The organism is Enterobacter sp. C6, from assembly GCF_008122455.1.
In the GTDB taxonomy this organism is placed as follows: Bacteria; Pseudomonadota; Gammaproteobacteria; order Enterobacterales; family Enterobacteriaceae; genus Enterobacter; species Enterobacter pseudoroggenkampii.
The window spans coordinates 1-12,357 of sequence record NZ_QPFW01000210.1; the positions used below are offsets into that span (position 1 = coordinate 1).

The following is a 12,357-nucleotide window of genomic DNA, read 5'->3' on the forward strand; positions in this document are numbered from 1 at the left end:
GCCCGGCGACAGAGACGGCCGCGCCGCAGAGCAGCGCGATGGCCAGCAGGGCGAGCAGGCGAGTTTTCAGCAGCGACACGCCAAGCCCCTGCGCCATTCTGTCGCCCAGCGCCAGCATGTTGAGCGAGGGCGACAGCCCGATAGCGAGAACAAAACCGGCTGCTGCCGCCCACAGGGCGCTCTGAAGCATCTGCGCGTTGACCCCGGCGATATCACCCGCCAGCCAGGTGCGCAGGGCGAGCAGCGTCTGTTCATCGAGGAGTAACACCGCGGCGGTAATCGACGAGGCAAATGCCGACATCGCCACGCCGCACAGCGTGACCTTCATCGGAGTAAGTCCGGTGCGACCGGACGAGGAAAACATCAGCACCAGCAAAAACAGCGCGGCGGCACCGGCGGCGGCAACGAGCGGGCGACCAAACGGCAGCGACAGCCCAAGCGCGCTGGTAATCACTACCGCCAGCGCGGCCCCGGCGTTGAGTCCCAAAATATGCGGCTCGCCGAGCGGGTTGCGGATCACGGACTGCAGCAGCACGCCCGCCACGCCGAGCGCGGCGCCCGTCACTATCGCGGCGCAGAGGCGCAGCAGTCGTAGTCTGATGATGATGTTATGGTCGAAATTGCGCGGGTCGAAATGGAAGAATGCCTCCACCACCGTTCGGGGAGGAATAAACCGCGCCCCGATGCCAAGATGCACAATCGCGCCCAGCGCCAGCAGCAATGTAAAAATCAGGAAGGCCAGAGAGGAGCGCATCATGGTTGAACAGCGCCCTGCCGAAACGGCATAAAGAACGGCTTGCCGGTCAACGGGTTTAGGGACATATGCACGTCCACATCAAACACCGCTTTGATCAGCTCCGGCGTGCAGGCATCGCCCTCATGCAATACGCCCTCAACTTTTCCCTGGCGTAAAAAGACCAGCGAATCGCCGTAGTTCACGGCGAAGTTGAGATCGTGCAGCACCACCACCACCGTACGCCCGTGCTGGCGGGTCAGGGCGTGCAGCAGCTCCAGGATCTCCACCTGGTAGCGGAGATCGAGATACGTCGTCGGCTCGTCAAGCAGGATATACGGCGTTTGCTGCGCCAGCGCCATGGCGATCCAGCAGCGCTGACGCTGGCCGCCGGACAAGCTTTCCACCGGCATATGGGCAAACTCTGCCGTGCCGGTCAGCCGCAGGGCCTCTTCCACCGCCAGTTCGTCCTCGTCGCTCCACTGACGCATAAAGTTCTGCCAGGGAAAACGCCCGCGCGAGACAAGCTCAAAGACGGTCAACCCTTCCGGCAGCAGCGGAGACTGCGGGAGAATGCCAAGCTGACGGGCGACCGCTTTGGTGGGCTGCTCATGAATGGCTTTACCGTCCAGCAGCGCGGTTCCCCCCAGCGGCTGCAGCAGCCGCGCGATCGTGCTCAACAGCGTGGATTTCCCACAGCCGTTCGCCCCTACCAGCACCGTCATTTTCTGCTGTGGGATGGCAAGGGAGATATCATCAACGATGATTTTTTTCTGATAGCCCGCAGAGAGGTTCTCCAGAACCAGACCCGGTTTGTGTGTGTTGTGAGCCACGTGAACGCCAACGTAATGAAAAACCAACAAATAAAAATAAAACTCATTCTCTTTTGAGAGTTTGACGCTGCGCCATGTAGTAGTCAAGCGAAGAATCACCTTGAATAAATCAGGGGTAACCCAGAGTAAAGATGAACGCATTAAGGTTTATAAGAACATTAATTTCAATAAGTTAATTCACATGCCTCTGCGCTTATCCGCACGTTTAAACGCTGTAGTCGATTTTTTCTTTTTTCCATTTACTACTACATTCCCGCATGATTGAATGATTCTCAATTACATGTCCGACGCCACTTCCGGCTAACGGACAGACCGTAAAGGGCAATGACTCATACAGTTTGCCGCGAACGCATTCGCGGGATATTTCGGGATAACAGATGTAATGGCTACGTTCACACCTTCACTCTCTGGGGTAAAAGGGCGCGCGCTCTTTTCACTGCTGTTTATGGCGCCGCTGGCGCAGGCAGCAGACACCACCGCGGCTAAAGACGGCGAAACGCTTACCGTCACCGCCGATCCAAATACTGCGGCGGAAGCCACCAACGGCTATCAGCCGCTGAATACCTCCACCGCGACGTTAACCAACATGCCGATGCTGGATATCCCGCAGGTGGTGAATACCGTCAGCGATAAAGTGCTGGAGGATCAGCACGCCACCACGCTGGACGAAGCGCTCTATAACGTCAGCAACGTGGTGCAAACCAACACCCTGGGCGGCACGCAGGATGCCTTTGTGCGCCGCGGGTTTGGCGCGAACCGCGACGGGTCCATCATGACCAACGGCCTGCGCACCGTACTGCCGCGCAGCTTCAATGCCGCAACGGAGCGCGTGGAGGTGCTGAAAGGTCCGGCCTCGACCCTGTACGGCATTCTCGATCCGGGCGGCCTGATCAACGTCGTCACCAAAAGCCCGGAGAAAATCTTCGGCGGCTCGATTTCTGCCACCTCTTCCAGCTTTGGCGGCGGCACCGGACAGGTCGATGTGACCGGCCCGATCGACGGCACGCGCCTGGCGTATCGCCTCACGGGCGAATATCAGGACGAGGATTACTGGCGTAATTTCGGCACCGAACGCAGCACCTTTATCGCTCCGTCGCTCACCTGGTTTGGCGACGATGCCACCGTGACCGTGCTCTATTCGCATCGTGACTATAAGACGCCGTTCGATCGCGGAACGATCTTCGATCTCAACACTAAAAAGGCCGTCGATGTCGATCGCAAAACCCGCTTTGACGAGCCGTTTAACATCACCGACGGCCAGTCCGACCTCGCTCAGCTCAACGCGGAATATCGCCTCAACAGCCAGTGGACCGCGAAGTTTGACTACAGCTACAGCCAGGACAAATACAGCGATAACCAGGCCCGCGTGATGGCCTACGATTCAAAAACCGGCAACCTGACCCGCCGCGTGGATGCGACCCAGGGCTCGACCCAGCGCATGCACAGCACCCGTGCGGATCTGCAGGGGAACGTGGATATCGCAGGCTTTTACAACGAGGTCCTGACCGGCGTGTCGTATGAGAATTACGATCTGCTGCGCACAGATATGATGCGCTGTAAAAACGTGAAGGATTTCAATATCTATCACCCGACGTATGGCAATCTCGACAAATGCACCACCGTGTCGGCGTCCGACAGCGACCAGACGCTCAAGCAGGAAAGCTACTCTGCGTACGCGCAGGATGCCCTGTACCTGACCGATAAGTGGATCGCCGTCGCCGGGATGCGCTATCAGTATTACACCCAGTACGCGGGCAAAGGCCGCCCGTTCAACGTCAACACCGACAGCCGTGACGAACAGTGGACGCCGAAGCTGGGGCTGGTCTATAAGCTCACGCCAGCGGTCTCGCTGTTTGCCAACTACTCGCAGACGTTTATGCCGCAGTCGTCCATTGCGAGCTACATCGGCGACCTGCCGCCGGAAACGTCGAATGCTTACGAAGTGGGCGCGAAGTTCGACCTGTTCGACGGGGTTACCGCCAATATCGCGCTGTTTGATATTCATAAACGCAACGTGCTGTACAACGAAAGCGTGGGGGGTGAAACCATCGCCAAAACGGCGGGCCGCGTGCGCTCCCAGGGCGTGGAGGTGGATCTTGCCGGATCGCTGACCGAGAACACCAATATCATCGCCAGCTATGGCTATACCGACGCGAAGGTGCTGGAAGACCCGGACTATGCGGGAAAACCGCTGCCGAACGTGCCGCGCCATACCGGCTCCCTGTTCCTGACCTACGACATTCATAATGCGTTTGCCGGGAATACCCTGACGCTGGGCGGCGGCGGGCACGGCGTAAGCCGTCGCTCAGCGACCAACGGTGCGGATTACTATCTGCCGGGCTATTTCGTGGCGGATGCGTTTGCGGCGTATAAGATGAAGCTGCAGTATCCGGTGACGCTGCAGGTGAACGTGAAGAACCTGTTTGATAAGACTTACTACACCTCATCTATCGCAACCAACAATCTGGGTAACCAGATTGGCGATCCGCGCGAAGTGCAGCTGACGGTGAAGATGGAGTTTTGACGTAAAAAAGCCCGGTGGCGCTAACGCTTACCGGGCCTACGATCCATTCCCTCTCCCTGTGGGAGAGGGTTAGGGTGAGGGCATCAGGCCTCAATATCCGCCATATCGCCTTTCTCCTGTAGCCAGTTACGTCGGTCTTCCGAACGTTTCTTGGCAAGGAGCATATCCATCATAGCGTTGGTCTGCTGTTCGTCTTCGTCGCTGATCGTCAGCTGCACCAGGCGGCGCGTGTTCGGATCCAGCGTCGTTTCGCGCAGCTGCATCGGGTTCATCTCGCCCAGCCCTTTAAAGCGCTGCACGTTAGGCTTGCCCTTCTTACGCTTCAGCTGTTCCAGCACGCCCGCTTTCTCTTCTTCCGTCAGCGCGTAGTAAACCTCTTTGCCGAGGTCGATACGGTAGAGCGGCGGCAGCGCCACGTGGACGTGACCGTTTTTCACCAGCGTGCGGAAGTGCTTCACAAACAGCGCGCACAGCAGCGTGGCGATGTGCAGACCATCGGAGTCCGCATCCGCGAGGATACAGATCTTGCCGTAGCGCAGCTGGCTCAGATCGTCGCTGTCCGGATCGATGCCGATCGCCACCGAGATATCGTGGACTTCCTGCGAGGCCAGCACTTCATCAGACGAGACCTCCCAGGTGTTCAGGATCTTACCCTTGAGGGGCATGATCGCCTGATATTCACGATCGCGCGCCTGCTTGGCCGACCCGCCCGCCGAGTCCCCTTCCACAAGGAACAGTTCGGTACGGTTGAGATCCTGCGCGGTACAGTCCGCCAGCTTGCCCGGCAGCGCAGGGCCGCTGGTCAGCTTTTTACGCACCACTTTCTTGGCGGCGCGCAGACGACGCTGGGCGCTGGAAATCGCCATTTCAGCCAGCATTTCTGCCGCCTGAACGTTCTGGTTCAGCCACAGGGTAAACGCATCTTTCACCACGCCGGAAACGAACGCCGCGCACTGGCGTGACGACAGGCGCTCTTTGGTCTGACCGGCAAACTGCGGATCCTGCATCTTCACGGAGAGCACGTAGGCACAGCGATCCCAGATATCTTCCGCCGACAGCTTCACGCCGCGCGGCAGGATGTTACGGTATTCGCAGAACTCACGCATCGCGTCCAGCAGGCCCTGACGCAGGCCGTTGACGTGGGTACCGCCCAGCATGGTCGGGATCAGGTTAACGTAGCTTTCGGTCAGCAGCTCGCCGCCTTCCGGTAGCCACAGCAGCGCCCAGTCCACCGCTTCGGTGTCGCCGGTGAAATTGCCGACGAACGGTTTTTCCGGCAGCGTCGGCAGGCCGTTTACCGCTTCGCACAGATAGTCATTAAGGCCATCTTCGTAGCGCCAGGTCTGCTCGGTGTTGTTGACGTTATCCTTAAAGGTAATTTCCACGCCCGGGCACAGCACCGCTTTGGCTTTCAGCAGGTGCGTCAGGCGGGAAACGGAAAAGCGCGGACTGTCGAAGAAGCTTTCGTCAGGCCAGAAGTGAACGCTGGTGCCGGTGTTGCGTTTGCCGCACGTGCCGACAATCTGCAGATCCTGCACCTTCTCGCCGTTCTCAAACGCGATGTTGTACACCTGACCGTCGCGACGGACGTTCACTTCCACGCGTTTTGACAGAGCGTTGACGACGGAAATCCCCACGCCGTGCAGGCCGCCGGAGAACTGGTAGTTTTTATTGGAGAACTTACCGCCCGCGTGCAGACGACAGAGGATCAGCTCAACGGCCGGGACGCCCTCTTCCGGGTGGATATCCACCGGCATGCCGCGCCCGTCGTCAATGACTTCCAGCGATTGATCGGCGTGCAGGATGACGTCAACGCGTTTGGCATGGCCCGCCAGCGCTTCGTCCACACTGTTATCAATAACTTCCTGGCCCAGATGGTTTGGGCGCGTCGTATCGGTGTACATCCCCGGGCGGCGGCGAACCGGCTCAAGCCCGGTGAGGACCTCAATGGCATCAGCGTTATAGGTTTGCGTCATGATTTAAACTAGCAATTCGCATTGATTGTCAGTGGCTGTGCAGTCCAAGAAAATCGACAATCTGGGTGAAATGATTCTCAAAGCCCGTGAAAGCATGGTTTCCGCCCTCTTCTATAGTCTGGCGGCAGGAGGCGTAATACGCCACTGCCTGGCGGTAATCCAGCACTTCATCTCCCGTCTGCTGCAGCAGCCAGATGAGATCCGGCGCCTCGAGCGGGTCGACCTGCATAACTTTGAGATCGTAAATATGGCGTGACTCTAGCACATATTGCTGGCCCGTGTAGGGGTTCTCGTTTTCGCCAAGAAAGTCCCGCAGCAGCTCAAATGGCCGTACCGCCGGATTAACCACCACGGCGGGCAGCATAAAGCATTGCGAGAGCCAGGTGGCGTAATACCCGCCCAGGGATGAACCGACCACACCGAAGGTTTCGCCGCCGTGCGCAAGCACAATGGATTCCAGCATCTCCGCGGCTTCTGCCGGGTAAGGCGGCAGCTGAGGGATAATCATCTCAACGTCGGGGTGATGCTCGCTCAGCCACTGGCGAAACTGTGTCGCTTTTGCGGAGCGTGGCGAGCTGTTGAATCCGTGCAGATAAAGGAGCGTAGACATCAATAGCCTTCTGAAGCGGTATCCGGGCGGAATTTTGCACCGGTCAAACGGCAGACTTCCGTGGTCAGCGTGCCGTCGGCATGCAGTTCCAGCCAGCGCCAGCCTGGCGCGATGGTATCCAGCGTAAAGTTGGCGCAGTGCGGCTTAAACTGAACGCAGGTCGACGGCGTCGCCAGCATGCGGCGCCCGTTCCAGTCGAGATCCTGTTCCTGGTGAATATGCCCACACAGCAGATTTTTCACCCGCGGGAACTTCGCCAGCACGCGATCCAGCGCCGCGGAGTTGCGCAGACTGTGCTGATCGAGCCAGCTGCAGCCCGCCGGCAGAGGATGATGATGAAGCAACAGCAGCGTGTGGCGTTCCGGTTCAGCAGCCAGTTTGGTCTCAAGCCAGTCGAGCTGAAACTCGCTTAACTCACCGTGCGGGACGCCAAACACCTGGCTGTCCAGCAGCAGGATCTGCCACTGTTCACCCGCAAAAACACATTTCGCCGGAGAAATACCCGCATCCTGAAGAGAACTGTACATGGCGGGCTGGAAATCGTGGTTGCCTGGCAGCCAGACGCAAGGCACGCTAAAGCTCGCGATGCCTTCAGCAAAATGCTGGTAGGCCGCGGAAGATTGGTCCTGCGCCAGATCGCCCGTTGCGACAATCAGATCGCATGCACGGTTTTCAGCGTGAATGGCGCTCAGTACCGCCTGATAACTCTCCCAGGTATTCACCCCCAGCAGCGTTTCATGCTTTTCGGCAAAAAGGTGGGTATCGGTGATTTGTAATATCCTGACTGGCGCCCCACCAGCAACAGTCAGGTTCAACAGGCTTTCCAAATGGTGTCCTTAGGTAGGTTTATGACGCTAACAAACCGGAATCGCCATTGCTCCATGTGCTAAACAATATCTTAGCCAGTCGGCTAAAAACTGGTTAATTTGATGCTTTTCGTCGCGTTGATGCAACTTTTTATTCGGGTAATCATACCGCGCCTTGAAGCGAAAGATCTGCTGGCTTGAACACACTTCAGCGACCATCGCGTCGCGATAGAGGCGTACCGTCATCGACGGCAGGCTCCAGTAGCTAATGCTGGGTGCCGTTTGCTCAATCTCCACCAGCGTAGTGTAGCGCGTTGATTCTGTTATCGTTAATCGATACTGCGCGTTGCTCACCTGATAGCTTACCGTTTCGCCGGGTGCGTCGTTTTTCGGCAGCAGGCGGCGCAATTGTGCGAAATTGGTTTCGCACAGGCGCATCATTTCTGGGAAGTCAGGCGTATAGCGCTTCATTTTTTCCACTCGTTTCGTAATGTCTGATAATGCAGCTGCAGCCATTGCAGGGCGATGACAGACGCTGCGTTGTCGATTTTCCCCTCTTCTACCCACTGGTAAGCCTGTTCCCGGCTTACCACATGAACCCGAATATCTTCGTTTTCATCAGCCAGACCGTGAATGCCTTCTGCGGTCGTGGCGTCCACTTCGCCCACCATTATGGATAAGCGTTCGCTGGTGCCTCCCGGGCTTGCCAAGTAGCTCAGCACCGGTTTTGTGCGGCCGACCACCAGCCCCGCCTCTTCCAGCGCCTCGCGCCGGGCGACGTCCTCGACCGACTCGCCTTCTTCGATCATCCCGGCCACCATCTCCAGCAGCCACGGGCTCTCACTGACGTCATAAGCAGCGATGCGGATCTGCTCCACCAGCACAACTTCGTCACGCACTGGGTCAAAGGGTAGCAAGACTGCCGCATGCCCGCGCTCAAAAATTTCGCGTCTGATTTCGCCGCTCATTTCCCCGTTAAACAGGCGATGCCTGAAACGGTAAAGATCCATTGAAAAAAAACCGCTATAAAGCGTTTCTCGTGCAATAATTTCTACATCGTTTTTGGCGAAAGTCACGGGCAACTTATCTGGTTTTTGCATGAGTCGAGTCCTGGTAGCAATGGTGATGAAATTGTGAATTTCAAGGCTGTTTGGCTGCCGTTTGTAAGGCTATATGGTAGATTGGTGCAAATTACCGCCAGATGGCACGTAACGCCAACCTTTTGGTATGGAAGATTCTGTTAGAATCGGCAATTATTTTTTAATTAGATCAGCGCTAATACTGCTTCACAACAAGGAATGCAAATGAAGAAATTGCTCCCCATCCTTATCGGCCTGAGCCTGACGGGCTTCAGTGCAATGAGCCAGGCGGAAAACCTGTTACAGGTCTACCAGCAGGCACGTCTGGGCAACCCTGATTTACGTAAATCAGCGGCCGATCGTGATGCTGCGTTTGAAAAGATTAACGAAGCGCGTAGCCCCTTGCTGCCACAGTTAGGTTTAGGTGCAGATTATACCTACAGCAACGGTTTCCGCGACGCTAACGGCGTTAACTCCAATGCTACCAGCGCCTCACTGCAATTGACACAGACGCTGTTTGATATGTCCAAATGGCGTGCCCTGACCCTGCAGGAAAAGAGCGCAGGCATCCAGGATGTGACCTATCAGACCGACCAGCAGACGCTGATCCTGAACACAGCCACGGCGTACTTCAACGTGCTGAGCGCGATTGACGCACTCTCCTACACCGAAGCGCAGAAACAGGCGATTTACCGCCAGTTAGATCAAACTACCCAGCGCTTCAACGTGGGCCTGGTGGCGATCACCGACGTGCAGAACGCCCGTTCACAGTACGACACCGTGCTGGCCAACGAAGTGACCGCGCGTAACAACCTCGATAACGCGCTGGAATCCCTGCGTCAGGTCACCGGGAATTATTATCCTGAGCTGGCGTCTCTGAACGTCGACAGCTTTAAAACGGATAAGCCGCAGGCCGTTAACGCCCTGCTGAAAGAGGCGGAAAACCGCAACCTGACGTTGCTGCAGGCGCGTCTGAGCCAGGACCTGGCCCGCGAGCAAATTCGTCAGGCGCAGGATGGCCATCTGCCAACCCTGAGCCTGAGCGCCTCTACCGGCATCTCTGACACCACCTACAGTGGCTCTAAAACGAATGGTGCCAATTCGCAGGGTTATAATGACAGCAATATGGGCCAGAACAAGGTGGGCCTGAGCTTCTCTCTGCCGCTGTACCAGGGCGGTCAGGTCAACTCTCAGGTGAAACAGGCGCAGTACAACTTTGTTGGCGCGAGCGAGCAGCTGGAAAGCGCGCATCGTAACGTGGTGCAGACCGTACGTTCATCCTTCAACAACGTGAACGCCTCTATCAGCAGCATCAACGCCTATAAACAGGCCGTTGTGTCTGCACAGAGCTCCCTGGACGCGATGGAAGCGGGTTACTCGGTCGGTACACGTACTATCGTTGACGTGCTCGATGCGACCACTACGCTGTACAACGCGAAGCAGCAGCTCTCCAGCGCGCGTTATCAGTACCTGATTAACCAGCTGAACATTAAGCAGGCTCTGGGTACGCTGAACGAGCAAGACCTGCAGATGCTGAACAGCGCGCTGGGCAAGCCGGTCTCCACCTCTCCGGAGAGCGTTGCACCTGAGAATCCTGACCAGGTTGCCGCGGTTGATAACTTCAACGCTAACAGCAACACCCCTGCTGCACAGCCCGCTGCCGCGCGTACCACAGCGCCTGCCAGCAAGGGCAATAATCCGTTCCGTAACTAAGAGTGCCATCAGGCCTGCTGCGGCCTGATGCCCTCACCCCGCCCCTCTCCCACAGGGAGAGGGCGCATCTGAATCACATCCGAACGTAAGCCAACGTAAAGATCCCCCTGATTCCGCCCCTCTTCGCTTCATTTTCAACCACTCATCCTCTATCCTGAGCGTTATTACCACTGGGTCCTGGAAGACAAAGATGAAACGGACAAAATCTATAAATCACGCTTCGTTCCGCAAGAGCTGGAACGCGCGTCACCTCACCCCTGTTGCGCTGGCGGTCACGGCTGTCTTTATGCTGGCAGGCTGTGAGAAAAATGACGAAACGGTTTCGCTGTATCAAAACGCAGACGACTGCTCTGCCGCAACCGGCAAAGCCGCCGAGTGTAAAACGGCTTATACGAGCGCGCTGAAAGAAGCAGAACGTACCGCGCCGAAATATGCCTCACGCGAAGACTGCGTGGCGGAATTCGGTGAAGGTCAGTGCCAGCAGGCACCGGCCCAGGCCGGCACCGCACCTGAAAATCAGGCGCAGGCGCAGTCCAGCGGCAGCTTCTGGATGCCGCTGATGGCAGGCTACATGATGGGTCGCCTGATGGGCGGTGGTGCAGGCTACCAGCAGCAGCCGCTGTTTAGCTCGAAAAACCCGGCCAGCCCGGCTTACGGTCAATATACCGATGCCAGCGGCAAAGGCTACGGCGCAGCGACGCCTGGCCGCACCGTGACGGTACCGAAAACGGCAATGGCGCCGAAGCCTGCGACGACCAGCACCATCACCCGCGGCGGGTTTGGTGAATCGGTGGCGAAGCAGACCAGCATGCAGCGCAGCGCGACAGGCACCTCCTCTACTCGCTCAATGGGCGGCTGATCATGGAACGAGTCAGTATCACCGAGCGCCCGGACTGGCGTGAAAAAGCCACCGAGTACGGTTTTAACTTCCATACCATGTACGGCGAGCCGTACTGGTGTGAAGACGCTTACTACAAGCTCACGCTGGCCCAGGTTGAGAAGCTGGAAGAGGTGACGGCCGAGCTGCATCAGATGTGCCTGAAGGTCGTGGAAAAGGTCATCGACAGCGACGAGCTGATGGCAAAGTTCCGCATTCCGAAGCACACCTGGAGCTTTGTCCGCCAGTCGTGGAAAACAAATCAGCCTTCGCTTTACTCTCGCCTGGATCTGGCGTGGGACGGCAAAGGTGAACCGAAGCTTCTGGAAAACAACGCCGATACCCCAACTTCCCTGTATGAAGCGGCGTTCTTCCAGTGGATCTGGCTGGAAGACCAGGCCAATGCCGGAAACCTGCCGGAAGGCAGCGACCAGTTCAACAGCCTGCAGGAGAAGCTGATCGAGCGCTTCGCCGAGCTACGCGAGCAGTTTGGCTTCAACCTGCTGCATCTCGCCTGCTGCCGCGACACGGAAGAAGACCGTGGCACGGTTCAGTATCTGCAGGACTGCGCTGCCGAAGCGGAAGTGGCGACCGAGTTCCTCTATATCGAGGATATCGGCCTGGGTGAAAAAGGTCAGTTCACGGACATGCAGGATCAGGTGATCAGCAACCTGTTCAAGCTCTACCCGTGGGAGTATATGCTGCGCGAGATGTTCTCCACCAAGCTGGAAGATGCTGGCGTGCGCTGGCTGGAACCGGCCTGGAAGAGCATTATCTCTAACAAAGCCCTGCTGCCGATGCTCTGGGAGATGTTCCCGAATCACCCTAACCTGCTGCCAGCATATTTTGCGGAAGATGATTACCCGCAAATGGAGAAATACGTCGTTAAGCCGATCTTCTCCCGCGAAGGTGCGAACGTGTCGATTATCGAAAACGGCAAGACGCTGGAAGCGGTTGAAGGGCCTTACGGCGAAGAAGGGATGATCGTCCAGGAGTTCTGGCAGCTGCCGAAATTTGGCGACAGCTATACCCTGATTGGCAGCTGGCTCATCAACGATCAGCCAGCCGGGATTGGCATTCGCGAAGATCGCGCGCTGATCACGCAGGATCTGTCGCGGTTCTATCCGCATATTTTTGTGGAGTAAGACTGCGGCCTGATGCCCTCACCCCAGCCCTCTCCCACAGGGAGAGGGTGCACACACTAAA

General features: G+C 57.4%; 11 protein-coding genes. 4 read left to right on the top strand and 7 right to left on the bottom strand.

Features of this window, described 5'->3' with window-relative positions:
• Positions 1–757 (bottom strand): FecCD family ABC transporter permease (locus tag DOU50_RS10225; protein ID WP_148769313.1); only part of this gene is annotated, 757 nt, incomplete at its 3' end.
• Positions 754–1,566 (bottom strand): ABC transporter ATP-binding protein, encoded by an 813-nt coding sequence (locus DOU50_RS10230; protein WP_148769314.1) that lies wholly within the window; start codon positions 1,564–1,566, stop codon positions 754–756. The genes DOU50_RS10230 and DOU50_RS10225, both read right to left, overlap by 4 nt.
• A 382-nt stretch (positions 1,567–1,948) precedes the next feature.
• On the opposite strand from DOU50_RS10230, the gene DOU50_RS10235 reads away from it, so the two are divergent.
• A complete protein-coding gene (locus tag DOU50_RS10235; RefSeq protein WP_148769315.1) occupies positions 1,949–4,090 on the top strand; it encodes a TonB-dependent siderophore receptor in 2,142 nt (713 codons plus the stop codon).
• An 83-nt stretch (positions 4,091–4,173) separates the two neighbouring features.
• On the opposite strand, the gene parE is transcribed toward DOU50_RS10235, so the two are convergent.
• The 5 genes from parE to nudF are packed head-to-tail and all read right to left on the bottom strand — an operon-like array spanning position 4,174 to position 8,582.
• Positions 4,174–6,066, bottom strand: a complete 1,893-nt coding sequence (parE, locus tag DOU50_RS10240) for a DNA topoisomerase IV subunit B (RefSeq protein WP_024906494.1) — start codon at positions 6,064–6,066, stop codon at positions 4,174–4,176.
• A gap of 28 nt (positions 6,067–6,094) precedes the next feature.
• On the bottom strand, positions 6,095–6,676 hold the full coding sequence (gene yqiA, locus DOU50_RS10245) for an esterase YqiA (RefSeq protein WP_008502976.1): 582 nt from the start codon (positions 6,674–6,676) through the stop codon (positions 6,095–6,097).
• Positions 6,676–7,503 (bottom strand): 3',5'-cyclic-AMP phosphodiesterase, encoded by an 828-nt coding sequence (gene cpdA, locus DOU50_RS10250; protein ID WP_024906493.1) that lies wholly within the window; start codon positions 7,501–7,503, stop codon positions 6,676–6,678. The genes yqiA and cpdA overlap by 1 nt, the downstream gene beginning before the upstream one ends.
• A 27-nt stretch (positions 7,504–7,530) precedes the next feature.
• Positions 7,531–7,953: a DUF1249 family protein gene (locus DOU50_RS10255; protein ID WP_148769316.1), complete on the bottom strand. Its 423-nt coding sequence runs from the start codon at positions 7,951–7,953 to the stop codon at positions 7,531–7,533.
• Positions 7,950–8,582, bottom strand: coding sequence for an ADP-ribose diphosphatase (gene nudF / locus DOU50_RS10260; protein ID WP_024906492.1), 633 nt, complete (start codon positions 8,580–8,582; stop codon positions 7,950–7,952). The genes DOU50_RS10255 and nudF overlap by 4 nt, the downstream gene beginning before the upstream one ends.
• Positions 8,583–8,786: 204 nt before the next feature.
• On the opposite strand from nudF, the gene tolC reads away from it, so the two are divergent.
• The 3 genes from tolC (at position 8,787) to DOU50_RS10275 (ending at position 12,296) form a co-directional block, all read left to right on the top strand.
• On the top strand, positions 8,787–10,274 hold the full coding sequence (tolC, locus tag DOU50_RS10265) for an outer membrane channel protein TolC (RefSeq protein WP_024906491.1): 1,488 nt from the start codon (positions 8,787–8,789) through the stop codon (positions 10,272–10,274).
• A gap of 190 nt (positions 10,275–10,464) precedes the next feature.
• The gene (locus tag DOU50_RS10270; RefSeq protein ID WP_023309204.1) at positions 10,465–11,133 is read left to right on the top strand and encodes a DUF1190 family protein; all 669 of its coding nucleotides are present in this window, start codon (positions 10,465–10,467) and stop codon (positions 11,131–11,133) included.
• 2 nt (positions 11,134–11,135) lie between these two features.
• The gene (locus DOU50_RS10275; RefSeq protein ID WP_148769317.1) at positions 11,136–12,296 is read left to right on the top strand and encodes a glutathionylspermidine synthase family protein; all 1,161 of its coding nucleotides are present in this window, start codon (positions 11,136–11,138) and stop codon (positions 12,294–12,296) included.
• Positions 12,297–12,357: the final 61 nt, after the last annotated feature.